The organism is Rossellomorea sp. KS-H15a (assembly GCF_024195245.1).
In the GTDB taxonomy this organism is placed as follows: Bacteria; Bacillota; Bacilli; order Bacillales; family Bacillaceae_B; genus Rossellomorea; species Rossellomorea vietnamensis.
Map to the genome: position 1 here is coordinate 1,859,097 of NZ_CP096886.1, position 25,891 is coordinate 1,884,987.

At 43.9% G+C, this 25,891-nt stretch carries 28 protein-coding genes and 1 riboswitch; of the genes, 21 read left to right on the forward strand and 7 right to left on the reverse strand.

Annotation, left to right across the window (positions count from 1 at the left end; all coding sequences use genetic code 11):
- The first annotated feature begins 2 nt into the window (after window positions 1–2).
- Both M1J35_RS09585 and M1J35_RS09590 read left to right on the forward strand, forming a co-directional pair.
- Window positions 3–638 (forward strand): response regulator transcription factor, encoded by a 636-nt coding sequence (locus M1J35_RS09585; protein ID WP_254653514.1) that lies wholly within the window; start codon window positions 3–5, stop codon window positions 636–638.
- A 21-nt stretch (window positions 639–659) separates the two neighbouring features.
- Window positions 660–1,202: an NADPH-dependent FMN reductase gene (locus tag M1J35_RS09590; RefSeq protein ID WP_254653515.1), complete on the forward strand. Its 543-nt coding sequence runs from the start codon at window positions 660–662 to the stop codon at window positions 1,200–1,202.
- Between the two features lie 116 nt (window positions 1,203–1,318).
- On the opposite strand, the gene M1J35_RS09595 is transcribed toward M1J35_RS09590, so the two are convergent.
- Entirely contained in the window at window positions 1,319–1,573 is a 255-nt protein-coding gene (locus M1J35_RS09595; RefSeq protein WP_034763164.1) for a YhdB family protein, read from the reverse strand.
- Between the two features lie 167 nt (window positions 1,574–1,740).
- On the opposite strand from M1J35_RS09595, the gene M1J35_RS09600 reads away from it, so the two are divergent.
- The 4 genes from M1J35_RS09600 to M1J35_RS09615 all read left to right on the forward strand — a co-directional run bounded on the left by M1J35_RS09600 (window position 1,741) and on the right by M1J35_RS09615 (window position 5,778).
- Window positions 1,741–2,043: a DUF3889 domain-containing protein gene (locus M1J35_RS09600; RefSeq protein WP_034763166.1), complete on the forward strand. Its 303-nt coding sequence runs from the start codon at window positions 1,741–1,743 to the stop codon at window positions 2,041–2,043.
- Between the two features lie 250 nt (window positions 2,044–2,293).
- Window positions 2,294–3,484, forward strand: coding sequence for an MFS transporter (locus tag M1J35_RS09605; RefSeq protein ID WP_254653516.1), 1,191 nt, complete (start codon window positions 2,294–2,296; stop codon window positions 3,482–3,484).
- Window positions 3,485–3,896: 412 nt separating this feature from the next.
- Window positions 3,897–5,309, forward strand: coding sequence for a SpoVR family protein (locus M1J35_RS09610; protein ID WP_254653727.1), 1,413 nt, complete (start codon window positions 3,897–3,899; stop codon window positions 5,307–5,309).
- A gap of 124 nt (window positions 5,310–5,433) precedes the next feature.
- Window positions 5,434–5,778 carry a hypothetical protein gene (locus M1J35_RS09615; RefSeq protein ID WP_254653517.1) on the forward strand — a complete coding sequence of 115 codons (345 nt, stop codon included), beginning with the start codon at window positions 5,434–5,436 and terminating at the stop codon, window positions 5,776–5,778.
- An 81-nt stretch (window positions 5,779–5,859) separates the two neighbouring features.
- On the opposite strand, the gene M1J35_RS09620 is transcribed toward M1J35_RS09615, so the two are convergent.
- Entirely contained in the window at window positions 5,860–6,489 is a 630-nt protein-coding gene (locus M1J35_RS09620; RefSeq protein ID WP_061810945.1) for a YczE/YyaS/YitT family protein, read from the reverse strand.
- 193 nt (window positions 6,490–6,682) lie between these two features.
- Between M1J35_RS09620 and M1J35_RS09625 the strand changes: the two genes are divergently transcribed.
- A complete protein-coding gene (locus M1J35_RS09625; RefSeq protein WP_254653518.1) occupies window positions 6,683–8,290 on the forward strand; it encodes an SLC13 family permease in 1,608 nt (535 codons plus the stop codon).
- Window positions 8,291–8,333: 43 nt separating this feature from the next.
- On the opposite strand, the gene M1J35_RS09630 is transcribed toward M1J35_RS09625, so the two are convergent.
- The 3 genes from M1J35_RS09630 to M1J35_RS09640 all read right to left on the reverse strand — a co-directional run bounded on the left by M1J35_RS09630 (window position 8,334) and on the right by M1J35_RS09640 (window position 11,840).
- Entirely contained in the window at window positions 8,334–9,110 is a 777-nt protein-coding gene (locus M1J35_RS09630) for a 3-hydroxybutyrate dehydrogenase (protein WP_254653519.1), read from the reverse strand.
- 18 nt (window positions 9,111–9,128) lie between these two features.
- Window positions 9,129–10,415: a GntP family permease gene (locus tag M1J35_RS09635; RefSeq protein WP_034763179.1), complete on the reverse strand. Its 1,287-nt coding sequence runs from the start codon at window positions 10,413–10,415 to the stop codon at window positions 9,129–9,131.
- 99 nt (window positions 10,416–10,514) lie between these two features.
- Window positions 10,515–11,840 carry a hemolysin family protein gene (locus M1J35_RS09640; RefSeq protein WP_254653728.1) on the reverse strand — a complete coding sequence of 442 codons (1,326 nt, stop codon included), beginning with the start codon at window positions 11,838–11,840 and terminating at the stop codon, window positions 10,515–10,517.
- Window positions 11,841–12,140: 300 nt separating this feature from the next.
- On the opposite strand from M1J35_RS09640, the gene M1J35_RS09645 reads away from it, so the two are divergent.
- From M1J35_RS09645 to M1J35_RS09655, 3 genes are all read left to right on the forward strand, one after another.
- Window positions 12,141–12,470: a hypothetical protein gene (locus M1J35_RS09645; RefSeq protein ID WP_224520576.1), complete on the forward strand. Its 330-nt coding sequence runs from the start codon at window positions 12,141–12,143 to the stop codon at window positions 12,468–12,470.
- Window positions 12,471–12,650: 180 nt separating this feature from the next.
- Entirely contained in the window at window positions 12,651–13,544 is an 894-nt protein-coding gene (locus tag M1J35_RS09650; protein WP_254653520.1) for a cation diffusion facilitator family transporter, read from the forward strand.
- Between the two features lie 139 nt (window positions 13,545–13,683).
- Window positions 13,684–13,869 carry a Fur-regulated basic protein FbpA gene (locus M1J35_RS09655; protein ID WP_034763185.1) on the forward strand — a complete coding sequence of 62 codons (186 nt, stop codon included), beginning with the start codon at window positions 13,684–13,686 and terminating at the stop codon, window positions 13,867–13,869.
- A gap of 45 nt (window positions 13,870–13,914) precedes the next feature.
- Here M1J35_RS09655 and M1J35_RS09660 read toward each other — a convergent pair whose 3' ends face one another.
- Window positions 13,915–14,817 (reverse strand): aldo/keto reductase, encoded by a 903-nt coding sequence (locus M1J35_RS09660; protein ID WP_254653521.1) that lies wholly within the window; start codon window positions 14,815–14,817, stop codon window positions 13,915–13,917.
- Between the two features lie 86 nt (window positions 14,818–14,903).
- Between M1J35_RS09660 and M1J35_RS09665 the strand changes: the two genes are divergently transcribed.
- From M1J35_RS09665 to splB, 8 genes are all read left to right on the forward strand, one after another.
- Window positions 14,904–15,827 (forward strand): phosphotransferase enzyme family protein, encoded by a 924-nt coding sequence (locus tag M1J35_RS09665; protein WP_254653522.1) that lies wholly within the window; start codon window positions 14,904–14,906, stop codon window positions 15,825–15,827.
- A 49-nt stretch (window positions 15,828–15,876) separates the two neighbouring features.
- A riboswitch (TPP riboswitch) is annotated at window positions 15,877–15,986 on the forward strand.
- A gap of 167 nt (window positions 15,987–16,153) precedes the next feature.
- Window positions 16,154–17,140 carry an ABC transporter substrate-binding protein gene (locus M1J35_RS09670; RefSeq protein ID WP_254653523.1) on the forward strand — a complete coding sequence of 329 codons (987 nt, stop codon included), beginning with the start codon at window positions 16,154–16,156 and terminating at the stop codon, window positions 17,138–17,140.
- Between the two features lie 12 nt (window positions 17,141–17,152).
- A complete protein-coding gene (locus tag M1J35_RS09675) occupies window positions 17,153–17,446 on the forward strand; it encodes a thiamine-binding protein (protein WP_061810949.1) in 294 nt (97 codons plus the stop codon).
- Window positions 17,443–18,204 (forward strand): ABC transporter permease, encoded by a 762-nt coding sequence (locus tag M1J35_RS09680; RefSeq protein ID WP_254653524.1) that lies wholly within the window; start codon window positions 17,443–17,445, stop codon window positions 18,202–18,204. Before M1J35_RS09675 ends, M1J35_RS09680 begins: the two co-directional genes overlap by 4 nt.
- Before the next feature lies 1 nt (window position 18,205).
- Window positions 18,206–18,943, forward strand: a complete 738-nt coding sequence (locus M1J35_RS09685; RefSeq protein ID WP_254653525.1) for an ABC transporter ATP-binding protein — start codon at window positions 18,206–18,208, stop codon at window positions 18,941–18,943.
- A complete protein-coding gene (locus tag M1J35_RS09690; protein ID WP_254653526.1) occupies window positions 18,936–19,715 on the forward strand; it encodes a TatD family hydrolase in 780 nt (259 codons plus the stop codon). The genes M1J35_RS09685 and M1J35_RS09690 overlap by 8 nt, the downstream gene beginning before the upstream one ends.
- A gap of 139 nt (window positions 19,716–19,854) precedes the next feature.
- On the forward strand, window positions 19,855–20,100 hold the full coding sequence (locus tag M1J35_RS09695; RefSeq protein WP_034763200.1) for a transcriptional regulator SplA domain-containing protein: 246 nt from the start codon (window positions 19,855–19,857) through the stop codon (window positions 20,098–20,100).
- Window positions 20,101–20,112: 12 nt separating this feature from the next.
- Window positions 20,113–21,141 (forward strand): spore photoproduct lyase, encoded by a 1,029-nt coding sequence (splB, locus tag M1J35_RS09700; RefSeq protein WP_034763203.1) that lies wholly within the window; start codon window positions 20,113–20,115, stop codon window positions 21,139–21,141.
- A gap of 45 nt (window positions 21,142–21,186) precedes the next feature.
- Here the strand turns inward: splB and M1J35_RS09705 are convergent, their stop codons facing one another.
- A complete protein-coding gene (locus M1J35_RS09705) occupies window positions 21,187–21,621 on the reverse strand; it encodes a low molecular weight phosphatase family protein (RefSeq protein ID WP_224520567.1) in 435 nt (144 codons plus the stop codon).
- A gap of 372 nt (window positions 21,622–21,993) precedes the next feature.
- On the opposite strand from M1J35_RS09705, the gene M1J35_RS09710 reads away from it, so the two are divergent.
- From M1J35_RS09710 to putP, 3 genes are all read left to right on the forward strand, one after another.
- Window positions 21,994–23,238, forward strand: coding sequence for a dicarboxylate/amino acid:cation symporter (locus M1J35_RS09710; protein WP_061810955.1), 1,245 nt, complete (start codon window positions 21,994–21,996; stop codon window positions 23,236–23,238).
- Between the two features lie 215 nt (window positions 23,239–23,453).
- Window positions 23,454–24,017 (forward strand): NAD(P)H oxidoreductase, encoded by a 564-nt coding sequence (locus M1J35_RS09715; RefSeq protein WP_061810956.1) that lies wholly within the window; start codon window positions 23,454–23,456, stop codon window positions 24,015–24,017.
- 374 nt (window positions 24,018–24,391) lie between these two features.
- Window positions 24,392–25,861, forward strand: a complete 1,470-nt coding sequence (gene putP / locus M1J35_RS09720; RefSeq protein WP_061810957.1) for a sodium/proline symporter PutP — start codon at window positions 24,392–24,394, stop codon at window positions 25,859–25,861.
- Window positions 25,862–25,891 lie beyond the last annotated feature (30 nt).

Below are 25,891 nucleotides of genomic sequence, written 5' to 3' on the forward strand. Positions count from 1 at the left end.
AAATGATTAGAGTATTGATAGCAGATGATCACCACGTCGTACGTAGGGGATTGGTTTTCTTTCTGAAAACACAAAAGGACTTTGATATCGTCGGTGAAGCGAAGGATGGACAAGAGGCCGTTCAAATGGCTGGAGACTTGAAACCCGACATCATCCTGATGGATCTGATGATGCCGGTCATGGACGGCATCCAGGCGACCAGGGAAATTAAAAAGAACTATCCAGATATTCAAATTCTGATGCTGACGAGCTTTTCCGACCAGAATCACGTGATTCCCGCTATAGAAGCAGGAGCGGCAGGATATCAGTTAAAGGACATTGAACCCGATGAATTAGTGAGCGGGATCCGAAAACTTCTTTCAGGTGAAAACTCTCTTCACCCGAAAGCAACCAATCATTTACTGACAAGGATCACGAAACGAGAGCCTCCCCATAAAATTCATGAGCTCACCAAACGGGAGAAGGATGTTTTGATTGAGCTGACGAAAGGGAAGAGTAATAAAGAGATTGCTTCAAGCCTTTATATTACGGAAAAAACCGTCAAAACCCATATTTCGAACATTTTTTCCAAGCTGGAAGTGTCAGATCGGACACAGGCGGCACTTTATGCCGTGAAACATCAATTGACAAAAAATTAATCTGGAAAGGATTTTTATGACATGAACATCGTAATCATCAATGGAAGCCCGAGAAAACGCGGACGTACTGGAATAGCGTCAAGATTCATTACAAGAACATATGATTGTGATCTTATTGATTTGAGTGACGGCTCCCTTCCACTTTACACTGGAGAACAGGAGCAATCGGAGGTCTCCGCCGTTCAATCACTTAAGAAAAAAGTGAAAGATGCGGACGCCGTCATTTTAGCTTCCCCGGAGTATCACAGCGGTATGAGCGGGGCACTCAAAAACGCACTCGATTTCTTAAGCAGTGAGCAATTCGCCCATAAACCTGTCGCCCTTCTTGCATGCGCAGGCGGGGGGAAAGGCGGTATCAACTGCTTGAATAATCTCCGTATCGTCGGTCGGGGAGTGTATGCAAATGTCATTCCGAAACAGCTTGTTCTTGACCCCCACTGCTTTGATTATGAAAATGATGGGCTATTGGAAGAACCTGCAAAGTTAGTGGATGACCTGATGAGGGAATTAAAGGTGTATGTAAAAGCAGCTGAACTGGTAAAAACTGAAATTTCGTCCCAATGATGAAAAATCGGCATTTTTGCCGGTTTTTTAGTGATCTTACACCTTATGGAAATAAATAAAAGCTGATCCAATCGTGCATACTAATCGGATCAGCCGTAGGTGGAATTCTCTTATTGTTACATCTCTGCAAAGGTTTCCTGAAGTGGTTGCTCGACACTATAGGTGAAGTTTGCATGTTCGATATATCGTAAAAGCGTATAGAGATTACGCTCTACAACCGTGTAATCATTTGAAAAATGATACGCATGTAAGAAATGTTCAATTCTTTTTGAAAGAAGGTCATCCTTCGTTCTCACCATTAGGATCAACAGGTTATCCCATTCTGACCGGTGAGTGTAATACAAGGCCCGATCGTAATCGACTTTGTTCACTTGGTTTCCCTCCTTCTGAAGGGGTACTCCTATTTTGCGCGAGAAACCGTATTTTTTTCTCTGTAAAAGTTGGTACTGTTGCAAATGCTCGTTTTCCTTCTATTGGGTGAATAAAAATGCCTGATTAAATCATCCTATGTAATGAAACGTAAATAGAGGTGATGAAAATGAAGAAAGCAATCGTGATGTTATCAACTGTATTTTTTCTAGTATTTTCAAGTCAGGCCCATGCCGAGCAATCGGATTATAAGAAGTTTGGACGCATTGCAACAGCAGTCATCAAAGAGGACTATCCTGGGCAGCCTGTAAAGGATTATCAGTACCAGGGACGCAAGAAAATGACGGAGAACAAAGTATCCGATGCATTTGAATTTACCGTGCAAGAAAATAATGCAGAGAAAAAGGTCGTTGTCATCGTGGTACACGATCTTGATAATGAAAAGGTACTCAACATCTCGGTAAAGGAATAGCGGGAACAGATGAAGTCTTCTTTGATTAAGGAGGCTTTTTTTGTTATAGGCGGAGCTGGCAGTTTCCCCGTAAAACCTGCACGTGCATACCCATATGACGATAAACTAAAGTATTACCTGCAAATTCACCGGCAATTTGCTAAAATGAAATCATACATAAATCGTTTTGATTCTGAAAGGGGATCTTTGTTCCGATGTGATGCTGTTCTTTTCTTACCTATATATAAACTGAATAGAGGGAGGAAGAGATATGCACTCCAATGCATTTAGAAATCTGTGGTTCGGCCAGGCATTGGCCAATATGGGGGATATCTTCTATATCGTAGGGTTGATCTCCCTTGTTTACGACTTGACCGGTTCTGCTGTTTACATGACGGCTGTTCCTTTAGTGATCACCTTTTCACGATTTATCAGCAGCATGGCAGCGCCTTTGTTGTTGAATCGTACACAGATGAAGAGCTTGATCGCGTATTCGCAAATGGGGAAGACATTTTTTTTATGCGTGTTCCTCATGATGATGGTACTGGGTACTCAGAATGTGTGGATTTATCTCAGTTGTGCGAGTATCATTTCTTTTCTGGATGGTTGGGCACTTCCAGCGAGAAATGCATATGTGCCATTTCTTGTTAAGAGAGAGGAACTTATGGGGGCGAATGGCTTCCTCTCAACCGTCGATCAGACGATTCAATTCTCAAGCTGGGCTTTGGGCGGTATTCTTTTAGCGGTCCTGAATGCCACGAATCTTTTCATTGTGGTGATTCTCTTGTTTCTGGCCTCAACCTTTTTTATGCTGAAGCTGCCGGTCATTCCAAGTAGCACCCTGGAAGTTCGCAAGGTTTGGTGGCAGGAGCTTGGGGAGGGATGGTCTCAGGTTAAAAGCCGGAAAGGGCTGGTCCACGTTTTTTGGATATACGGGCTGGAGTCGATCTCAGGGACCGTCTGGATTGCCGCCGTCCTGTATTTGTATGTCGATCTCTCGCTTCAGCGGGGGGAAGAATGGTGGGGATTCATCAATTCAAGCTTCTTTGTGGGATTGGTCCTTGCCTCCTATCTCATATTTAAGCTGCATGGCATCTTTTCAAAACACCGGCATAAGTGGCTCCCCTTCTGCATGATCGTCACTTCAAGTGTCACCCTTGTATTTGCCTGGAATAAAATGGCCGTGATGGCGCTTATCTTATCGTTTGTTTTCGGGTTATTTGATCAAATAAAGAATGTAGTGCTTCAGACGTATTTACAGGAGAGTGCGCCACCGGAAGAGCTCGGGAAGATTTATGCTGCACAAGGGGCGTTAACCACGCTCTTATTCGGCTTATCGTCAGTGGGGGTCGGACTTCTCCTTGAGGTCATGAGTGTTTCGATGGTTTTCACCTGGTCTGCACTCCTGTTGCTCACTACGCTCATCCCGGTTAAACGATTGCAAAAGAATCTGGATACGTAAGGTTGATAAGAAGGCTGTTCCCTGGGGTTAGGGGAACAGCTTTTTTGGGGGGTGACTCACCTTATACTTGTCGCCCCAGTGCGAGCCCCTTCCGATTTTCTAATTGTCCAGCTCCGCCGGGTAGTCCCTCGAGGTCATAAGCTAAATCGACCAAAAAGGCAAAGAGCGCCTTTCTGGCCAATTCATCTTATGCTTGTCGGGCCTGCCCAACCCGGCTCCGCTTTTCTATTGTCTAGCTCCAGGGGCTTGGGGATCGAGGTCATAAGAAGAGTCATCCAAAAAGGCAAAAAGCGCCTTTCCGGATGACTCTTCTTATGCTTGTCGCCCCAGTGCGAGCCCCTTCCGCTTTTCTTTTCATCAAATCCCCTTTCTCTTCATACATTTAGATAAGAGAATAAAGAGGGGGATGAAGATGAATTTAGAGGAGCAGAAGAATTTGCAGAATGCGATAGGGAAAATTACTGAGATAGCAGCCGGGTTTGGTCTGGATTTTTATCCGATGCGTTATGAGATTTGTCCTGCTGACATTATATATACTTTTGGGGCTTATGGGATGCCGACACGGTTTTCGCACTGGAGTTTCGGGAAGCAATTCCATAAGATGAAGCTGCAGTATGATTTGGGGTTGAGTAAGATATATGAGCTTGTGATCAACTCGGATCCTTGTTATGCGTTCTTGCTGGATTCCAATTCCCTCATACAGAATAAATTGATTGTGGCTCACGTTCTGGCCCACTGTGATTTCTTTAAGAACAATGTCCGTTTTCAGAATACGAAGCGGGATATGGTGGAAAGTATGTCGGCTACGGCTGAACGTGTGCGCAGGTATGAGATCGAACATGGGAAGCAGGAAGTCGAGAATTTCCTTGATGCGGTCCTTGCAGTGGATGAACATATCGATCCTTCCCTCATGCGGCCGAAACTGTCATGGACGATGGATGATGTGGAGTGGGAAGAAGAAGAAGTGAGTCATGCAACGCCTTATGATGATTTATGGTCATTGGATGAAAAGCCAAAGAGCAGGGAAAAGAAGAAGGTGAAGAAGAAGTTTCCGCCGCAGCCGGAGAAGGACATCCTCCTGTTCATCGAGCAGTACAGCAGGGAATTATCGGACTGGCAGCGGGATATATTGACGATGATGAGGGAAGAAATGCTGTATTTCTGGCCTCAGCTTGAAACGAAGATCATGAATGAAGGGTGGGCCTCGTATTGGCATCAGCGGATCATTCGTGAAATGGATCTGACAAGCGGTGAATCGATCGAGTTTGCCAAGCTGAATGCTGGTGTCGTACAGCCGTCCCGCACACAGATCAATCCATATTATCTCGGTCTGAAGATTTTCGAAGATATTGAGGATCGGTTCGACAACCCGACAGAAGAGATGAAAAAGCGGGGGGTAAAGCCGAATTCCGGTCGTGAAAAAATGTTTGAAGTGCGTGAGATCGAATCGGATATTTCCTTCTTGCGAAACTATTTAACGAAGGATCTGGTGACGAGAGAGGATATGTATCTGTTCCAAAAGCAGGGGAAGGATTATAAAATTGTCGATAAAGAATGGACCCATGTACGGGATCAGCTCGTGGGCATGAGGGTGAATGGCGGTTTCCCTTACATCACCGTGAATGACGGGGACTACATGAAGAGCGGGGAGCTGTATCTTAAGCACTGGTTTGAGGATGTCGAGCTTGATATTAAATATTTGGAAAAGGTTTTACCTTATTTGCACCGGCTCTGGGGAAGACCGGTCCACATCGAGACCCATGTGGAGAACCGGGATATGCTATTTACGTATGACGGAAGGAGCGTCCAACGGAAATATCTATAATAAATCACGAGTCGCATCACGGAGAAGAATCCTGATGCGGCTCTTTTTTTGTTCTAAACATGATGGACGGGTTTATACATTGTAGAGTAGGCACTTATTGCTTATTGAATGAGGAGGAGATAGGATGGCGGATGTTGAAGTCTTTATAGGTGATTTGACTGACCGGACATTCCAATATGAGGGGGGAGACTGGAATCATAATTATCCGAAGCGGATCAGTCCGTTTTTTCCTAAAGGGTATGACCTGTTTTTTGCCCTGTTGGATGGCATTTACTATAAAAGATTCGAAGGCAGGCAAACAGATTGGGGAAGCCATACATGCCTGATGTACCCCGATGAAATGCTGTCGGTGCTGGAAGACTACTATAAGAGAGAGGGGGATAATGAGGAGGTGCAGCAATTGTTTCAATTCATCAAGAAGCTTGATCATGGACGGCAATATGGCTTAGTGGCATGCGAAATGTCATGACGTGAAAAGGACAAACTGCGATTCTGGGGGTTTGTCCTTTCTTGATTCACCCCCAGTACGAGCCCCTTCCGCTTTTCTAAATTACATACTAATATTGCTTCGATTCGGAAACCGCGTATGGAGTCTTTCGGTAAAGTATAGAAATGATTTTTGGAAGATGGGACTTTGGATGAACGTATAAATAAACGTAAAAACGAAGACGGGACCGGAGAGGAGTAGACCGATCAGTAAGACGGTGCACTCGCATAGGATCCGGACTCTGCTGATGGAAAGATTGGTCAGGTCTGAAATGGTGAGCATAAATCCATCTCTTGGACCGGTTCCAAGATGGGCAGCCGAATACAACCCGCCTCCGACCCCCATGAACAGAATGGCAGACAGGAGAATCAAGGTGTCCATAACGGGGCCCGTTTGTGGAGGAAGCAAATCATAAAATAGAAAAAGATCAACAAGCATGCCGACCATCACTCCATTCAGGATGGTTCCGATTTGAATGTATTTTCCTTTCAAGATAAGCGTGCCTGCTATGAGAGTGGCACCGACAATGATATTCCACGTTCCGATGGTCAGCCCGAACTTGTCGAACAGGGCGATATTTAATACATCCCATGGGTGGATGCCTAAGTATTGGACTTTAATGGACATGCTGATTCCATAGCTGAAAATAAGTAAACCGATTACAAAATAGCTGATTTGCCAATAAATTTTCATCGTTTCTCCTTTTATCCTACCGTCATCTCTACTCTAACATTATTTTACAATGAAACGCTTTATGATGAAATGGTCCTTTTTTCATTCTGTTTATAAGGAGGGATGAGTCAATCTGACAAATTGTGGTTTGTTCTTGTTTATACAGGTTTCTTCAAGGGGTATGGACTAGTATCACAAGAAAAGGGGGAATAAGATGCAAACCGTGAAGTATGCTTGGAAAACGCTATGGGAGTGGCATGCTGATGTATTGGACACGTTCAGGTTTTTTACATCGGGAAGTACTCCAGCTGGGGTAAATGGAGGGGTGCAGACGGATCGTTCTCCGGAACCGACTGCAAATCCCGGGAAAAAAATCGGATTTATGTTAGGGCCGGTTTTATTCTTTCTTATCATCCTGTTCTTTTCTCCTGAAGGATTGTCCAAAGAAGCAGTGGGGGTTCTTGCGGGAACCGTCTGGATCGCGATTTGGTGGATTACGGAAGCGATTCCAATTCCGGCTACATCCCTTCTGCCGATCATCCTGTTTCCCGTTACCGGGGCACTGCAGTCAGGGGATGTCACATCTGCTTATGGAGATGGGACCATCTTTTTGTTTATGGGCGGGTTCATCATCGCGATTGCCATGGAAAAATGGAATTTACATAAACGAATCGCCATGAACATCATCCTGCTGATTGGGACGAGTACAGAACGGATTGTCCTTGGGTTCATGCTTGCTACGGGGTTTCTGTCCATGTGGATTTCGAACACGGCAACGGCTATGATGATGCTGCCGATCGGAACCGCGGTGATTTACCAGGTGAATGAAAGCTTAAAGAAGGAGGGAGCGAATAGAACAGGGCACTTCAGTAAAGTCATCATGCTGGGGATTGCCTATAGTGCATCGATCGGAGGATTAGGGACATTAATTGGAACGCCACCGAACACCATTTTCGCAGCTGTTGTGAAACAGCTCTATGGTATCGATTTCTCCTTTGCAAAGTGGATGCTGTTCGGAGTCCCTCTTGCAGCCATTCTCCTCATCCTAACATGGTGGTATCTCATTAAAGTGGCGTTTCCTTTGAAAATAAAAGAACTGCCGGGGGGAAGGGAAATCGTCGAACAGGAAAACCGTTCCCTTGGGCGCATTTCATTTGAGGAAAAGCTCGTTTTCACTGTCTTTACGGCCACTGCCCTTTGCTGGATCACTCGTTCCTTCTTATTGAACAAGTGGATTCCTTCTTTAGATGACACGATCATTGCCATGACGGGGGCACTTGTCCTCTTCCTTCTTCCAGGAAGGAAAGAGGCAAGATTGATCAACTGGGAGGATGCCAAGAAGCTGCCATGGGGTATCCTGCTTCTATTCGGGGGAGGACTCGCCATTGCCAAGGGGTTCAAGGAAACAGGCTTGGCAGAATGGATCGGAAAGCAGTTGACGGTCCTTGATGGGGTCTCTTTCATTATCATCCTTGCAGCTGTGACCACTTTTGTCATTTTTCTGACGGAAATCACTTCCAATACGGCTACAGCCACGATGATGTTTCCGATTATGGCAGCATTGGCTGCTGCTTTGGATGTTCATCCCTACAGCCTGATGGTAGCCGCCGGGCTTGCTGCATCCTGTGCTTTCATGCTGCCGGTTGCCACTCCACCGAACGCCGTTGTCTTCGGGTCTGGCTATATCAAAATGGGGGATATGGTGAAAGGGGGCGTCTGGTTGAATTTGATCAGTATCGTGTTTATCACCCTGTTGATTTATTTTGTGATGCCGCTCGTGTGGGGGGTGGACCTTGGTGCATTCCCTGGGCATTTAAAGTAAAAAAATCGGATCAGGTTTCTGATCCGATTTTTGCTGTGCAGTATTACTGGGCTGTATATCCACCATCCAACACTACAGCTTGTCCGGTTACGCCCTTTGCTTTGTCACTTGCAAGGAAGATGGTGTAGTCCGCAATTTCTTCTACTGATAGCAATCGTTTTTGTGGGACAAGGGGATAAATGACATCCTCCAATACTTTTTCAAGCTCAACACCACGGGTGGTGGAGATATCTTTCAGCTGGTTGCGGACAAGGGGAGTATCCACGTAACCGGGACACATAGCATTGACAGTAATCCCGTGTTCAGCACCTTCTAAGGCCGAGACTTTTGTCAACCCGATGACACCATGCTTCGCGCTATTATAGGCAGCTTTTCCGGCAAATCCAATCAGGCCATTGATGGAGGCCATGTTGATGATCCGACCAAACTTTTGCTTTTTCATATGTGGAAAAGCAAATTTTGTTGCAATGAATGGGGCGGTCAGCATGATTCTGATTAATAGTTCGAACTTTTCAATCGGAAAATCTTCAATGGGTGAAACATGTTGAAGCCCTGCATTATTGATCAGGACATCGATCCGTCCATAGTGTTCTACGGTCTTATCGATTCCGGCCTTCACGTCGTCTTCACTCGTTACGTCGCATTTAATGCCAAGGCATTCAAACCCTCTGCTTTTTAGTTCATCTACCGCTTCATCCAATCCTTCTTGATTGATATCGGACAGGACGACCTTTGCACCATTTTGGGCAAAATGTTCCCCGATTTCAAATCCGATCCCTCTTGCAGCACCTGTAATAAATACCACTTTGTCATTGACCATTTTGATTTCCTCCTCGAATTAGTAAATTCCCATATTGGCTAGTATGATTGAAACGATTTCCGCGATTGTCGGAATAAGCAGCCCGACAACGGCAACATCTAGATATGAATCTTTATGAGTAAGTCCCGTTACGGCAAATAGGGTCAGGAGAGCGCCATTATGAGGCAGAATCGATGCACCGGAAGAGATGGACGCAATCCGGTGGAATGCTTCTGCGCTGATTCCGCTTGTCTGTGAAAGCTCATAATATTTATCTCCCAACGCCTCCAGGGCAATTCCCATCCCTCCAGAAGCAGAACCCGTTATGGCAGCCAATGTTTGCACAGCGATTGCTTCTGAGATCACCGGGTTCCCTTTGATGCCCAGGATGAGTTTCGTTAATGTCTTGAAACCGGGTGCCGCTGTCACGACAGCCCCAAACCCGACGGCGGCACTCGTATTGATCACGGCCATCACAGAACCTTTGGCCCCTCCATTGACAGCAGGAATGAATTTCTTATAATGTTTGAAATTAATAAGTAATATTGAAAGGATTCCGACAAGAAGGGCAGTCAGGATGTTCCACTTGAAGACATTCAATGTAACGACGACGATGACAAGTGGCAGAAACGAGAGATAGAAGTTCGGAAGTTCCGATTCTTTAATCTCTTTTACATCATTCCCGCCTTTAGGTTCGGTGAAAACATCGCCCTTCGCCGTGAACTGCTTTTGACGCCATCTTAAATAAAAGTACCCGCCAACCGCCATGATTAACCCCCCGGTGATCCCGATGATGGGAGCGGCAGTAGGTGATGTCTTGAAGTAATCGATCGGTATCAGGTTCTGGATCTGTGGTGTACCGGGGATTGCTGTCATGGTAAAGGTGAAAGCACCTAATACAAAGGTTGGCGGCAGTAATTTCCGTGTAATATCCGCCTCTCTGAACATGGCGATCGCCAGTGGATAGATGGCAAACACCACCACGAATAAACTGACACCGCCATATGTCAATACCGCTGCGGCAATCAGTACTCCCAGGATGGCCCTGTCTTTCCCGATAATGTTGGTGATCTTGTATGCAACGGATTGAGCGGCCCCTACATCTTCCATCAACTTTCCGAAGATGGCCCCAAACAGGAAGACAGGAAACCATTCTTTTGCAAAGTCCACAAACCCTGTCATATACGTTTCTGTATAGGCCGGCAGCAGATCGAGACCACTCATTAACGCAACCAAACCTGCAACCAGCGGCGCGATCCAGATGATCGACCATCCTAAATACGCTAAAACCATAAGCAGGATTAATCCAACGATGATGCTAGTCATAATTCACCTCTTAACTATCTATTTCCGCTTATTTTTCCATTTAAGAAAAGATTTATTCTTTCCTGACGTCTTGAGGAACATAAAAAAACGAACGGGCTCTTAGTGAGACTCGTTCGTTTCAGACGTGTTCTTTTTCATTTTGGTGACTTCCAGATACTGAATATGGTGGCCGTCGATTTCTTTTACTTTAAAGCAGTAGCCTTGTTCTTCAATCTTATCTTCAGGCTTGACTTCATATTTTTGAGTGAGGAACCAGCCTCCGATTGTGTCGACTTCCTCTTCTTCAATCGAGATGCCAAGAAGGTCATTCACGTCTTCAATGAGCATGACGGCGTCGAAAATATAATGATCTTCTTTTATCCTCTGGACTTCAGGAATTTCATCGATATCAAATTCATCCCGGATCTCACCGACGATTTCTTCGATGATGTCCTCCACCGTAACCAGACCTGCCGTTCCTCCGTATTCATCAAGAAGGACGGCCATCGGGGAGCGTTCCTTTTGCAACTTGAGGAGCAGGGCTTTAATCGGGATGGTTTCAATGACGCGAATGACGGGCTTAATGAAGGAGGTCACGTCTTCATGCTCGCTTTTATGATTCACGAGGGTCGTTAAGAGTTCCTTCACATTCACGACCCCGAGGATATTGTCCTTATCCCCATCCACGACAGGGTATCTCGTATACCGCTCTTCCTTAATGACCGATAATACTTCATCAATGGTGGATCCAGCTGATAGAGTCACAATGTTTGTACGGGGGACCATGATTTCCTTGGCGATGCGCTCGTCGAATTCAAATATCTTATTCACATACTTGAATTCGGAAGAGTTGATTTCACCGCTCTTATAGCTATCGGAAAGAATGATTCTAAGCTCTTCTTCCGAATGGGCGATTTCATGCTCTGAGGCAGGTTTCAAACCGAACATGCCTGTAAACACACGTGCCGAACTATTCAAGGTCCAAATGAATGGATACGCAATCCGGTAGAACCAAATGAGCTGCTTGGCAAATAATAAAGTGATTTTTTCAGCTTTTTGGATGGCGAATGTCTTCGGAGCCAATTCCCCTATTACCACATGCAAAAAGGTAATGACCGAAAAAGCCAGTGCAAATGAAATGATGCTTGAAATGGACGGATTCAAATCAAACTTTTCAAATAATGGGTGAAGCAAGGTTTCAATGGTTGGTTCTCCTAACCAGCCAAGTCCAAGTGAGGTGATAGTAATCCCCAGCTGACAGGCAGAAAGGTATTCGTCGAGATGGGAAATGACCCTTTTCGCAGCAACAGCGGTTTGATTTCCTTCAGAGACCAACTGATCGATTCTCGAACCCCTTACTTTCACAATGGCAAATTCAGAAGCGACGAAGAACGCTGTCAATCCGATCAGCAGGGCGACAAGTAGTAAATTAATTAAAATATCCAAGTAGTAGAAGTCAAAAGAACGGGAAGTTGTCCCATTCTTTCGCTTCAATCACCTCCTGTATAAAATAGTCATGATTACGTAAGAATTGAGGGCCGAATGCCACTTGAAATCCTTATGAATTGAATATATCCTTTAACGTATTACATTCCTATCCATTGTCATTGAAATGCAACACGCATTGGGTTATTCTGAGATATAACGATTAACCGGAAAGATTCATGATTTCATCATAGTGAATATTTATGAACAATACAATCATTTAGGATTCAAAACACTGTATAATTGGAAAGGAGGACGATCATGGCAGACGTTTTTAATCAAGAGTTTGTTGTATCCCTTATCATTGCCTTTTCGGTTTATGTCATTTTAAGAGGAGTAGCCATTTTCTTCGGCAAAGCAGGAAAAGGGTATCTTGAAAACCTTCAATCCCAAACAGGACGGTTATACCTGCAATTAATTGGAGGCTACTATATATTATCAGGTGTATTGGGCCTGCTTATTCCCCGATTAGACTGGAAAACAGAAGACATTTACTTCGCCATCGCCATCTTCGCCATTACATCCGTTGTGTTCTGGGTAACACTTGACCTCTTCATGAAGCGAGAGCGTAAAAAGCTGCAACAAAATTAATCCTTCAGCGAAACCCCGGATTCAGTGTCCGGGGTTTTTTTATGTTCAAAGATCGGCTTCCGGAGCCGTCCTGTTCATAGGGTGGATGCCATATTTTTGCTTAATGGAAGCGGCGGTACGTATAATAGTGAATAGTATTCATGTACTTAGAAGAAAACATTTGAAAGTGAGGGATATCTTATGGGTCACGATCACAGTCATGGCCACAACCAAAATAAAAAAGCATTATTAATCAGCTTTCTTTTCATTTTTTCTTTTATGATTGTTGAAGTGGTCGGGGGAGTGGTGACAAATAGTCTCGCTCTTCTTTCAGATGCAGGGCATATGCTCAGTGATGCAGCGGCACTTGGCTTAAGTCTGGCCGCTTTCTATATAGGGGAGAAGGCGTCGGATATGGGTAAGACCTACGGATACAAACGTTTTGAAATTGTAGCTTCCTTTTTGAACGGGATCACCCTGATCCTGGTTTCCCTTTATATTTTCTGGGAAGCTTACCGTCGCTTCATCGATACTCCCGCTGTATCACCCAGCATGATGATCATCGCCATAATCGGCTTGATTGTGAACATCATTGTCGCCTGGATCCTGATGAAAGGGGACAACGAACATAATTTGAATGTCCGCAGTGCGTTCCTTCATGTACTGGGGGATATGCTCGGATCAGTCGGAGCCATCATAGCGGGTCTTCTTATTTACTTCTTTGATTGGAATCTGGCAGACCCGATTGCTTCTGTCATCGTAGCGATTCTTATTGTCATCTCCGGATGGAGGGTGACGAAGGATTCCATTCATATTCTAATGGAAGGTTCTCCGGGAGATGTTGATATGGAAAAGGTGTCGGGGAGCCTGTCACAGGTCCCGGGGGTAAGGGAAGTCCATGATCTTCATGTATGGTCCATCACTTCGGATTTTAAAGCTTTAAGTTGCCATGTCGTCGTAGGGGAAGAAGTGAATCGGGATGAAATTTTAGTACAGCTGTCATCCTTTCTTGAACAAGAGTTTGGTATTCATCACTCTACTATCCAAGTGGAAGGGGAAACCGTGCTCGAGGGACATCATCATAGTTGTACATGATCGATTGGGAATATTATGAAGAAACTCCCTCTCATGATTGCAGTAACGGGTTTTTTAAAAAAGTCAATTCAAGAAAAATGGGAAACGGATGTTTATGTCTCTCCATGATTGGGGTATATCCACAACTGGAGGGATGAACATGCTACATCAAGAAACGAAATCAGAACAGAACAAAACACCCGAATTTAAAAAAGACTTTTATATACAACAGTTATTGAGGATCGGCGTCTATAAATCGTTCGGTAAGCAGCTCTATGAACTTTCAATGGATGAATTGCAGGATGTGTACCTTGAATATTATGTTGGTGGAGATATAGCTCAATAAAAAGACGACCCTTTAAAGAAAGGATCGTCTTTTTTCATGTACTCATTAAGGAACATCATGTCCCATGGATGTCTGCAGGATTTCAAACCATTGATCATGATCCAATTGGATGGAAAGAGAGTCGATTGCATGCTGGATCCGTTCTTTTTTACCTGATCCGACAATCGGCATGATCTTGGCCGGATGGTTAAGCAGCCACGCGTATAGAACCTGGTCGATCCCCTTCGCTCCTGTTTCCTCCTGTACTTTCTTTAATGTATGTTGAAGGCGGACCGCTTTCTCATCTTCCCCCTTAAAAATCGCCCCTCCTGCCAGTGGTGACCAGGCCATGGGAGCCACACGCTTTTCCTGACAGAGATTCAACGTGCCGTCTTCAAAATTCTCCAGGTGATAGGCGGATAATTCAATCTGGTTTGTGATCAATGGAAATGGTAAATAAGATTGAAGCATATTCCACTGATGGTCTTTAAAGTTGGATACTCCGAAATGACGGACTTTCCCTTCTTCTTTTAATTGTGTGAAGGCTTCAGCTACATCTTCCCCGTTCATGAATGGATCCGGTCTGTGAATCAACAATAAATCAATGTAATCCGTCTTTAATTGTTGGAGAGAATGTTCAACCGAGGTGAGAATATGTTTTTTACTGGTGTTGTAGTGATGCGTCTTGTGCTCCGGTCGATTGTCAGAAGGCAGGACGATGCCGCATTTTGTTACGATCTCCATCTTCTCCCGCAAGGATGGTTGGAGGGCTAGCGCCTCACCGAATAAGGTTTCACACGTATAAGAACCATAAATATCGGCATGGTCAAACGTTGTGATTCCGTTTTCAATATTGTGTTGAATCAATGATAACGTATCTTCCTTGGACTGCTTCCAGTCTGATAGTCTCCATAATCCATGAATGATCCTCGAGAATGATAAGTCTTCTGTCATTTGTATTCTTTGCATAGGTGAAACCTCTTTTCGTATGGTATGTGTATATTCTTTCAAAGTCATACTACAAGTATATTACTATGTATGGAAAGGAAATAGAAATGATTGAACCTTTTCAGGATATTGTACGTCATTGGGGAATGGATCCCACTTCCTTCAAAACACTTCTTCTTCATCCTGATGTTACGGAAGTGAAGGCAGAAGGAAAGACCTTCTATTTAAAAAGAAGAGTGTATTCTTCCCCTGAAAATCGGATGGAGGAGCTCTATTTAACCGATTTTTTAATAAGTCATCACCTTAACGTTGAATCCCCTCTATTAACTTGCTCACAACTTCCCTATGTAAAAGAAGGAGAGCAAATCTATTCTCTTTATGAGGCCCTTGAAGGAACGCCATTGAAGGAATGGTCTGCCGACCCCCTGACAAATGCAGGAGCATACCTTGCAACCCTTCATCTCATCCTGAAGGACTATCGGTGTCATTATGAAACGAAGGGCTGGGAGATTGAAAGTCATGTAACAGAATGGGTGAAGGAGCTTGAAACTGAATCGATCGGCATAAGGGGGCAAGTGATCTTATCAAAGATGAAGGGGTGGGAGCATCCCTACCGGTGTTTGCCACATCAATTCGTTCATAGCGACTACAATTCGGGGAATATTTTGATGCAGGGAGGAGAAGTGTGCGGGATCATTGATTTTGAACGAATCCGGACGGCACCCAGGATTACTGACATCGGCTACTTCCTCGCAGGTATACTCAAAGCAGTCCCGAAAGAGAAAAAAGATGATTCAATGAAATGGATCCTGGCATTTATGAAAGGATATGAAAGGCATGCCCCTTTGACTGCAGGAGAGAAAAGGATCTTGCCGTCAATAGTCATTCTCTTTCTCCTGCAATATGCCTTTTTAACCTATCATCAGGGATATACAGAAGCTGGTGCTTCGTGCATGAATTTCATCGAGGAACTGTTTGCATCGGCTTATTTCCATGGAGTCTTTCAATATGAGAAGGAAAAGCTTGAATAACCTTTCATTCTATGGCAAAGTAGGGAGGAAGATAACGTTAAATTTCATATTCCACGTGTAGGGGGACCGGAGTGGCCGGTTGAGATTGTATCCTGTAGATACTGACCCTTTGAACCTGAACTGGCTGATACCAGCGTAGGAAACATTCTCTTAAACGATACATAACCTGTTTAACGATGCGTCCCGCGGCTGAAGCTTGGGGCGTTTTTTTGTTTCACCCCTGAATTTACGCCTCAACTGCCTTTGGTTTACATTCATTTTCCAGAATAAGCGAAGAATATAGGAATGAGACGTTACGACCGCAAAAGACCGAAGGAGGAATCATCATGAAAAAATGGATGTTCCTCATCTGCTCTGTACTTCTTTTATCCGCCTGTAACGGTGGGGAAGATGCAGCCGATGAGAAGAAGGACAATCTTAAAAAAGTAAATGTCGTACTCGACTGGACACCAAATACCAACCACACTGGATTGTATGTAGCGAAAGAAAAAGGCTACTTCAAGGATCAGGGACTGGATGTAGACATCATCCTGCCCGGGGAAGCGGGTGCCGATCAACTCGTTGCATCGGGGAAAGCCGATTTCGGTGTTGGATATCAGGAGGGTGTCACTCAAGCGAGGGTCCAGGATGTACCCATCGTATCCATAGCTGCCATCATTCAGCATAATACGTCGGGGTTTGCTTCCCCGAAGAGTAAGGGTATTACAGAACCAAAGGATTTTGAAGGGAAAAGCTATGGCGGCTGGGGTTCACCCGTTGAGAAAGCCGTTATGGATTCAATCATGAAGCAAGAAAACGCGGATGTAGAAAAAGTGAATTTCATCAACATGGGAGACACCGATTTCTTTACTGCCGTTAAACGGGACGTTGACTTCGCCTGGATTTATTATGGATGGACAGGAATTGAAGCTGAACTCCGCGGTGAAGAGTTGAACATGATGTATGTAAAGGATTATTCTGATAAACTGGATTACTACACGCCAGTCCTCACAACAAATGAAAAAATGATCGATTCAGATCCTGAAACGGTGAAAGCATTCATGGCAGCTGCTTCCAAAGGGTATCAATACACAATCGACAACCCGAAAGAAGCGGGAGAGGTTTTATTAGATGCAGCTCCAGATCTTGATAAAGAATTGGTCATGAAGAGTCAGGAATGGCTCGCACCCAAATATAAAGATGATGCTGACCGATGGGGAGAGCAGAAACTGGAAGTCTGGGAGAACTATGCGTCATGGATGTATGAAAATGATTTATTAGATAAGAAACTCGAAAGCAAGAAAGCATTCACGAACGAATTCTTACCAAAATAAGAGGTGAACAAAATGGGGAACGCACTTGTAAGCATACAAATCATCCCGAAGACAAAGAACGGTGAAGATGTGATTCCATATGTGGATGAAGCGATCGCAATCATCGAAAAATCGGGAGTGCGATATGAAGTCCATCCTTTGGAAACGACGATGGAGGGGAATCTGTCACAATTATTCAAGGTGATTGAACAGATGAATGAACGAATGATTGAAATAGGAAGCAAAAATGTCATTTCCCAGATCAAAGTATTGTACCAGCCGGATGGGATCGAAATGGACGACTTAACGGAGAAATATAAAGGATGAGGACTTGGATTTCAAAAGGATGGAGACCCTTCTTGGTCCTCATCCTTTTATTCATCATTTGGGAAGTGGCCATTAACCTATTTGAGGTGCCAGCCTGGCTGATGCCGTCGCCTTCAGAGATATGGGAAGAAGGAATTGCCTCGTGGTCTGAGTTCAAGGGGCATTTCTCATCAACGGCATTTCTGACGATCACAGGGTTTGCGATCGGCTGTTCAATCGGGCTCGGGACAGCGGTGGTACTGCATCTCCTCCCTAAGGTAAGGGAAGCGGTCTATCCTCTCATGATCTTATCTCAGAATATACCCATCATTGTATTGGCCCCTCTCCTTGTCATTTGGTTCGGATTCGGACTCCTGCCCAAAATCATCGTCATTACCCTGATTTGTTTCTTTCCTGTGGCTGTTTCGGCGATGGATGGATTCAGGCAGACAAATGGAGAGTACATTCTTTATATGAAAATGTCCGGTGCAACCAAAGGACAGATTTTCCGGAAAGTGGAGTGGCCCCATGCATTGCCTTCCATCTTCTCCGGTTTGAAAATTTCCGCGACCTATAGTGTGATGGGAGCGGTCATTTCGGAATGGCTAGGGGCTCAAAAAGGAATTGGCGTCTATATGACACTTGCATCCTCTTCCTTCAGGACCGACAGGGTTTTTGTCGCCATTTTCATGATCATGCTCCTAAGCCTGCTGTTCTTTGGACTCATCGTACTATTAGAAAGAGTTATGGTGAAGTGGAATCGAAAGGAGGACACATAACATGACGACGTTATCGATCCAAAATATGTCCAAATCCTTTGATGGTGAATTGATCCTCGATGATCTTTCCATTCAAGTAGGGGAAGGTGAGTTTGTTTCCATCCTTGGCCCTTCCGGAAGTGGGAAAAGTACGTTATTTCACGTGATCGGTGGATTATTCGCACCAGATTCAGGAGATATAAAGCTCGATGGACAGTCGATCAATGGCCGTAGAGGGTCCATCAGCTATATGCCACAAAGTCCGTCCCTCTTACCGTGGAGGACGGTGATCGAGAATGTGATGCTTGGTCAGGAGCTGCATGGAAAGAGGGATAAGGAAATGGCGATGGAGATGATTCAGCGCGCGGGTTTGAAGGGCTATGAGGACGCTTACCCTGAAGATCTTTCAGGAGGGATGAAACAGCGCGTTGCATTTATTCGTGCACTGGTCAGTCCCCAATCCTTTTTATGCCTGGATGAACCATTTTCTGCCCTTGATGAATTTACCCGATTGGACATGCAGAGGTGGCTCCTTTCCATATGGGAAGAAGACTTAAGTTCAGTCCTGTTTGTCACTCATAATATCGACGAAGCACTTTTCTTGTCGGACCGTATCATTGTGTTATCAACCAGACCGGCACGCGTGCAAAAGGAATTCAAGGTGCCTTTCCCGCGACCTCGTGATAAAGAAATCCTTCTAACCGAAGAGTTCCTAAAATGGAAAACGGATATTTTCGAGGAATTATCTCAGTATGTGTAAACCATCGCTTATCGATGCTCATACTCATCTGGACTTATATGAAAAGGAAGAACGTGAAAAAATCCTGAGGGAGCTCGATCTCTACTCAGTAGAGGCTCTCATTTCTGTATCCTTTCACCTCCAATCATCCAAACGAAATCTGGCATTTGCGAAAAAGGACGGCAGGGTAAAGGCAGCTGCCGGTTTTCATCCTGAACAAGAGCTTCCTTCAGAGCAGGAGGTGCAGGAACTTCTGGTGTGGATTCAGCGGCATCATCAAGAGCTTGTGGCAATAGGAGAAGTGGGGCTGCCCTATTACAAAAGGAAAGAAGATCCCTCACTGGTCCTCGCTCCTTACATAGAGCTGTTGGAACGCTTTATCATTGAATCGAATCGGCTGAATAAACCCATCATCCTTCATGGTGTTTATGAGCATGCACCCATCATCTGCGATTTATTGGAGAAGCATTCCATTTCAAAAGCTCATTTTCATTGGTTTAAGGGAGATAGTAAAACGATCGAAAGGATGATCCGTAATGGTTACCTCGTTTCTGTTACGCCTGATGTCCTGTATGAAAAGGAAATACAACAGCTGGTCAGGGACTACCCGATCGAAGGGCTGATGGTGGAAACAGACGGTCCCTGGAGGTTTGAAGGAGTCTTTCAAGAAAGAATGACTCATCCTGGCATGATGCACCGCTCCATTGAGAAAGTGGCCGAATTAAAAAGCATGTCAGAAGCAGCTGTATATAAACAATTGGTCAAAAATACAACTGAATTTTATGGTTTATAGAACAAACTTCTCCTGCGGTTAGTCAAGTGGGGGGAGTTTTCTTTTTGGGCTGTATGCTAATTAAACATCTTTTACCATCATATTTCTATCTCGATTGACAGAAAATGAAAGTAATGAATGATAGGAAAAGGTGAGAAAAATGGAATTGAATAATCACTATACGCCATATCAAGCTGGTGATGTTGTGTACGTGATCTACCGTAACCCGCATACGCAAAGTGTAGCCAATGTGCAGGAAGCAGCGGTTGTACACGATCCGGAAAACCCAAACGAATTAGCATTATTTCTTTATGAAACCTATTATCCGTTAACACATGAAGTAGCAGTCTATTCTACAGAAGCAGAAGCAGAAGAGGCTTATTCACAATCATTTGGAGACCTTTAGGAGGGAAAGAATATGGTGAAACCGTTCGTGCCTCAATTGGTCTATTTTGAACCAAATGCACTGGATTACCCATTAGGGAAGCAATTAAAGGAAAAGTTCGAAAAGATGGATGTTGAAATTCGATATACCACTTCCCACAATCAGGTGCGAAATTTGCCTGGGGATAATCATTTTCAAAAATACAGGATCGCCAAATCAACGTTAGTGGTGGGCGTGCGGAAAACGCTAAAATTCGATACCTCCAAACCGTCAGCTGAGTATGCCATCCCGTTTGCGACAGGGTGTATGGGGCACTGCCATTATTGCTATCTTCAAACCACAATGGGCAGTAAACCCTATATTCGCACCTATGTGAATGTTGATGAAATATTTGAGGCGGCAGATCGGTATATAGAGGAAAGGGCACCCGATTTCACGCGTTTTGAAGCAGCGTGTACGTCTGATATCGTCGGTGTGGATCATCTCACGCATACACTAAAGCGCGCGATTGAACATTTTGGTGAATCGGAGTATGGGAAGTTACGTTTCGTAACCAAATTTCATCATGTTGATCATTTGCTGGATGCGAAACATAATGGGAAGACAAGATTTCGTTTCAGCATCAACGCAGACTATGTCATCAAGAATTTTGAACCGGGTACCTCCCCGTTGGATAAAAGGTTGGAAGCAGCCGGTAAGGTAGCCAGGGCAGGGTATCCACTTGGCTTTATCGTAGCTCCCATCTATATACATGAAGGATGGCAGGAAGGATATAAGCAAATGTTCGAACACCTCGAAGCCCACCTTCCTGAAGAAGCAAAAAAGGATTTGACTTTCGAATTTATCCAACACCGTTTCACGAAGCCTGCTAAAAGGGTGATCGAGAAGAATTACCCGATGACGAAGCTTGAATTAAATGAAGAAGAACGTCGATACAAATGGGGGAAATACGGAATCGGTAAGTATATATACCAGAAGGATGAAGAGCAGGAAATCAAAGATCATCTGTATGCTTATATGGAGAAGCATTTTCCGAAAGCGAAGCTGGAGTATTTTACGTAAAAAAAAGGGACTGATTACATGTACGTTCTGTTGTAATCAGCCCTCTTAATGTAATTGTGGAAGTAAATGTTCCAAGTCCTTCACCCGCATAGCAATTTCGTCACAAATTTCCTGATAGTGTACCCATTCTTCAATCAATGTCGCAGAACGTTTACGTGGATTCGGTAAATTCCAATAGATGACTTTTTCTTCTATTTCAGAGGGAAGTTCCATCTTGTCATCATACTCTGTATCCTGAATCGCAACGATAACCGAGGCCTCGCCAAGTTCCTTCATCTCAATGCGCGAAAGAGGAAATGAACTGATATCGATACATAATTCTTTCATTGCTAGGACGCTGAATTCTTCACGACTACGACTGTCAGAAACCCATCCGGCACTTTTAAAAGACCAATCCGACACTTCGAGCTTCTCTGCCCAGCCCTCAGCCATCAAGCTGCGCTGTTGACTACTTGAAAGAAAATAGACGGTTTTATTCATAATCGTATGTTCCTTTCTATTTCATGCTGTTATTACTATTTACCCAATCACGTAAAAGATAATCCATGAAATGTGAAAAGAATTTTTTGGTAAGGCTTTCTTAGTAGAATGGATTCATTGAACTACCTGAAATTATGAAATACTACTACATAAAACTAGTAATTTCGATGTGAATCTCCTTCAATCTTCTTTCATTTCATAAAAAATCAGTATAATGGGGAAAGGAGAATGAAATTCTTGAACGCACAAAGCAGCCGGGGGATGACAATAGAGAAATTCATTCATTAAATGTTCTAAAAATTTTTGGTTTTATAAAAATGATAAAAGGGTAATATCTTTATACTATTTGGAAAATTATAGGGAGGTACATCTATGAAATTTAATTTGACAACCAAGATCATTACAGCCTTGATATTAGGGGCTGTAGTAGGATTGATCCTGAACATATTTGCAAAAGATTTATTCGATATATTAGACCCTTATCTGTTCACACCCCTAGGGAAGATTTTCCTCAACCTGATCAGTATGCTTGTCGTGCCGATTGTGTTTCTTTCCATCGTCCTTGGATCGGCAGGATTGGGAGACCCGAAGAAACTCGGAAGAATCGGTTTGAAGACGATTGTTTACTTTTTACTGACAACGTGTATCGCTATTGTGATCGGTTTGACACTGGCATACATCATCGACCCGGGATTGGTGGAAGGAATCGACGCCTCCCAATCAGAGGGCTTTAAAACAGAAAAGGCTCCTCCTGTCGGCGAAACACTTATGAACATCATCCCCAAAAACCCCTTAACCGCCATGACCGAAGGCAATATGCTCCAGATCATCGCGTTTGCCATCTTCATCGGATTCGGATTAACGGCACTGGGCGATAAGACAAAAGGAATTCTGAAACTTGTGGAGCAAGGAAACGATCTGATGATGTATCTCGTGACCCTTGTAATGAAATTCGCTCCATACGGAACATTTGGATTGATCGCTTCGGCAATTGGAAGTCAGGGTTCCAGTGCCCTGAAAGCAATGTGGCTTTATTTTGTAGTTGTATTAGCGGCTTTACTTGTTCATGCCATCATTACGTACGGAGGAACGATATTCTTACTCGCAAAGAAAAACCCGATTTGGTTCTTCAAGAATTTCAGTCCTGCCATGAGTGTCGGGTTCAGTACATCCAGCAGTAACGCGACCCTCCCGATTTCAATGGACGTTGCCCAGCAGCGCCTGGGTGTCTCAAAGTCGGTCAGCTCCTTCGTCCAGCCCCTGGGAGCCACGATCAACATGGATGGTACGGCCATCATGCAAGGGGTGGCCACTGTGTTCATCTCTCAGGTATACAATGTGGATTTATCCATGGAACAGCTCATTACCGTCGTTCTCACGGCTGTACTTGCCAGTATCGGTACAGCAGGGGTACCGGGAGTCGGGTTGATCCTCCTGGCCATGGTCTTAAGCAGTGTCAATCTTCCTGTCGAAGGAATCGGTTTGATCCTTGGAATAGACCGTCTGTTGGACATGGCCCGTACATCCATTAACATCTCTGGTGATGCTGCATGTGCCCTGTTTGTATCCGAGTCAGAGAAAAAACGGACCATTAAGATCCAAAGGGGCGAATCATAAACGTCCGCCCAACGTCATGTTGCAAGAAAAAAAGATGAAATCAACTCGATTTCATCTTTTTTTTGTAAAGAGGAGCGGGGCGTATTGGGTATGTATGCTCCCCATGTACATTCGACAAATTAAAGGAGACGGACTTGGTGAGAAATCCGGTATGTTATCCTGAATAGTGAATGCTGCACAGTGATCACTAAAGTCTATTTAAGGAGTTGTTTTTCTTGAAAGTACTGATGATTGTTGCCCATCCGCGGACGAATTCCCTCACATTTTCCATTACAAAGCATATTCAGAAAGGTCTGCATGACAAAGAATATAAGTCATCCATTTTAGATTTGTACAGGGAGGAATTCAATCCCCTGCTTGATGAAAAGGGTGAAGATGAGTGGGATAACCCTGCGAAAGGAAAACCCTCTTATATTGTTGAGAAGGAAAGGAAGAAATTAAAGAGATATGACGCCCTGATCTTTGTGTTCCCGATTTGGTGGTATGGTTTACCAGCCATTATGAAAGGGTATATTGATCGAGTCTTTACATATCCGGCATTCACTCAAGTTAATCCTCAGAAGGTTCTTTGGGTCGGGCTCGCAGGTGAAACGAAGGAGGAATTTATTTCTAATGGTCATGATGAATCGTTGAGACACCAACTAATACAGGGAATTTCAGAAAAGATGGGGGTCATTGACAAAGAAGTGGAGATCTTTTTCGACACAATGGACAGGGATAAAAAATTCGATTATGAAAAAACTATGAATAAAGCGTATCTGCTTGGTACGTTATTTTGATTAGGGTGAGAAAAAAGTACTGTTTTTCAATAAATTTAAATAATTTTTTGTGAATAAATATTGAGTAATAATTGATATAAGACAAAAATATCGAATATTAACGTATATTTATTCATGTATTTATCCCTGTAAGAAGCAGATGACTTTAAAAAATTCTCGTTTATGGTATGATAATTCTTGTGTCTGTAACAGCCGGGAAATTAACATTAAAAAAATAAGTGTATAAAAAATACACTTAATTGCATAAGGAGGAGGTACTTGATATGGGTGAAGAATTAACATTGGGAACCTGGTTATGGTTATTAATTCCGATGCCGACATTGATCATTTTATCAATCATTACTTTTTTTACAGAAAAAACAAAGGAGTAGATTATGGATATTAATATTCAAACGTTAACATCGATTATTATTTATTTAATTGGAATGGGTATTATTGGTTACATGGCAGCTAAGTTAACCAGCAATTTATCCGACTACGTGCTTGGAGGCAGGCGATTGACTGCCGGTGTAGCTGCCTTGAGTGCAGGTTCTTCCGACATGAGTGGTTGGTTGATGCTCGGTCTGCCGGGTGCCGTTTATGCCAGTGGTATGGGGTCAATCTGGTTAGCGATTGGTCTATCGGTAGGTGCGTACTTGAATTGGCAATTCGTTGCAAAGCCATTCCGGGTTTATACGGAAGTGGCGAATGATTCAATCACAGTACCTGATTTCTTTGAAAATCGTTTTCACGATTCAAGCAAAATTCTTCGAGTGTTCTCTGCTATCATCATCCTGATCTTCTTTACGTTCTATACTTCATCGAGTTTAGTGGGGGGAGCAATCTTACTTGAAGAATCATTCAATATGGATTACCGATTAGCTTTATGGGTTGGTGCAGGGGTCATCCTGTCTTACACATTCTTTGGTGGATTCCTTGCAGCCAGCTGGACAGACTTCATTCAAGGGATCTTGATGTTCCTTGCTTTGATCATCATTCCGATCGTAGCCATTTCCGAAATTGGCGGTTGGGATGCAACGGTAAGTGCCGTATCAAGCATCGATCCGTCTTACTTGAATGTTTACACGGGAGCGACGTTTGTTTCAGTCGTGTCGCTTCTCGCATGGGGCTTGGGTTATTTCGGACAGCCTCATATCATTGTACGTTTTATGGGTATTAAATCAACGAGAGAAATACCTAAAGCACGCTTGATTGGTATGGTATGGATGATCGTCTCCCTATTCGGAGCCATCTTCATCGGTTTCTCTGGTATTGCGTATTTCGCTGATTCACCGTTGGAAAACTCAGAAACGGTGTTCATCATGTTCTCGCAAGTATTATTTAATCCATGGGTAGCAGGTTTCTTACTTGCGGCCATTCTATCAGCGATCATGAGCACAGTGGATTCACAGCTTCTTGTTTCATCAAGTGCCCTGGCTCAGGATTTCTATAAAGCCATTTTCCGAAAAGAAGCAAGCCAAAAAGAAGAGGTATTGGTTGGTCGTATTTCGGTAGTGGTCATCGCCATCCTTGCCATTTTCCTAGGATATGACCGCGATAGTAAAGTGCTTGAGTTAGTCAGTTATGCATGGGCTGGTTTCGGTGCTGCTTTTGGACCGGTCGTGATCTTGAGCTTATTCTGGAAACGCATGACACGTAATGGTGCCCTTGCAGGTATGATCACGGGTGCAGTGACCGTCATTGTATGGAAGCAGTTGTCTGGAGGACTCTTCGATGTGTATGAGCTCCTGCCTGGATTCATCTTCGCGACCATCGCAATCTTTATTTTCAGTTTTGTTGGTAACCCTCCTGCCAAAGAAGTACAGGAAGAGTTCGAAACTGTTAAGTTGCGTCTAAAAGAATAACCAATTGATCTTAAAAAGGACCCGATACGA

Bases quoted from the DNA above. Each gene is read 5' to 3' on its own strand.
- M1J35_RS09705 (WP_224520567.1), bottom strand. From the start codon at position 21,621: ATGAATAAAACCGTCTATTTTCTTTCAAGTAGTCAACAGCGCAGCTTG.
- M1J35_RS09610 (WP_254653727.1), top strand. From the start codon at position 3,897: ATGAATTTAGAGGAGCAGAAGAATTTGCAGAATGCGATAGGGAAAATT.
- M1J35_RS09645 (WP_224520576.1), top strand. From the start codon at position 12,141: ATGGCAGACGTTTTTAATCAAGAGTTTGTTGTATCCCTTATCATTGCC.
- M1J35_RS09680 (WP_254653524.1), top strand. From the start codon at position 17,443: ATGAGGACTTGGATTTCAAAAGGATGGAGACCCTTCTTGGTCCTCATC.
- M1J35_RS09695 (WP_034763200.1), top strand. From the start codon at position 19,855: ATGGAATTGAATAATCACTATACGCCATATCAAGCTGGTGATGTTGTG.
- M1J35_RS09655 (WP_034763185.1), top strand. From the start codon at position 13,684: ATGCTACATCAAGAAACGAAATCAGAACAGAACAAAACACCCGAATTT.
- M1J35_RS09585 (WP_254653514.1), top strand. From the start codon at position 3: ATGATTAGAGTATTGATAGCAGATGATCACCACGTCGTACGTAGGGGA.
- M1J35_RS09615 (WP_254653517.1), top strand. From the start codon at position 5,434: ATGGCGGATGTTGAAGTCTTTATAGGTGATTTGACTGACCGGACATTC.
- M1J35_RS09590 (WP_254653515.1), top strand. From the start codon at position 660: ATGAACATCGTAATCATCAATGGAAGCCCGAGAAAACGCGGACGTACT.
- M1J35_RS09685 (WP_254653525.1), top strand. From the start codon at position 18,206: ATGACGACGTTATCGATCCAAAATATGTCCAAATCCTTTGATGGTGAA.
- M1J35_RS09600 (WP_034763166.1), top strand. From the start codon at position 1,741: ATGAAGAAAGCAATCGTGATGTTATCAACTGTATTTTTTCTAGTATTT.
- M1J35_RS09665 (WP_254653522.1), top strand. From the start codon at position 14,904: ATGATTGAACCTTTTCAGGATATTGTACGTCATTGGGGAATGGATCCC.
- M1J35_RS09650 (WP_254653520.1), top strand. From the start codon at position 12,651: ATGGGTCACGATCACAGTCATGGCCACAACCAAAATAAAAAAGCATTA.
- M1J35_RS09670 (WP_254653523.1), top strand. From the start codon at position 16,154: ATGAAAAAATGGATGTTCCTCATCTGCTCTGTACTTCTTTTATCCGCC.
- M1J35_RS09625 (WP_254653518.1), top strand. From the start codon at position 6,683: ATGCAAACCGTGAAGTATGCTTGGAAAACGCTATGGGAGTGGCATGCT.
- M1J35_RS09675 (WP_061810949.1), top strand. From the start codon at position 17,153: ATGGGGAACGCACTTGTAAGCATACAAATCATCCCGAAGACAAAGAAC.
- putP (WP_061810957.1), top strand. From the start codon at position 24,392: ATGGATATTAATATTCAAACGTTAACATCGATTATTATTTATTTAATT.
- M1J35_RS09660 (WP_254653521.1), bottom strand. From the start codon at position 14,817: ATGCAAAGAATACAAATGACAGAAGACTTATCATTCTCGAGGATCATT.
- M1J35_RS09690 (WP_254653526.1), top strand. From the start codon at position 18,936: ATGTGTAAACCATCGCTTATCGATGCTCATACTCATCTGGACTTATAT.
- M1J35_RS09630 (WP_254653519.1), bottom strand. From the start codon at position 9,110: ATGGTCAATGACAAAGTGGTATTTATTACAGGTGCTGCAAGAGGGATC.
- M1J35_RS09605 (WP_254653516.1), top strand. From the start codon at position 2,294: ATGCACTCCAATGCATTTAGAAATCTGTGGTTCGGCCAGGCATTGGCC.
- M1J35_RS09710 (WP_061810955.1), top strand. From the start codon at position 21,994: ATGAAATTTAATTTGACAACCAAGATCATTACAGCCTTGATATTAGGG.
- M1J35_RS09635 (WP_034763179.1), bottom strand. From the start codon at position 10,415: ATGACTAGCATCATCGTTGGATTAATCCTGCTTATGGTTTTAGCGTAT.
- M1J35_RS09620 (WP_061810945.1), bottom strand. From the start codon at position 6,489: ATGAAAATTTATTGGCAAATCAGCTATTTTGTAATCGGTTTACTTATT.
- splB (WP_034763203.1), top strand. From the start codon at position 20,113: ATGGTGAAACCGTTCGTGCCTCAATTGGTCTATTTTGAACCAAATGCA.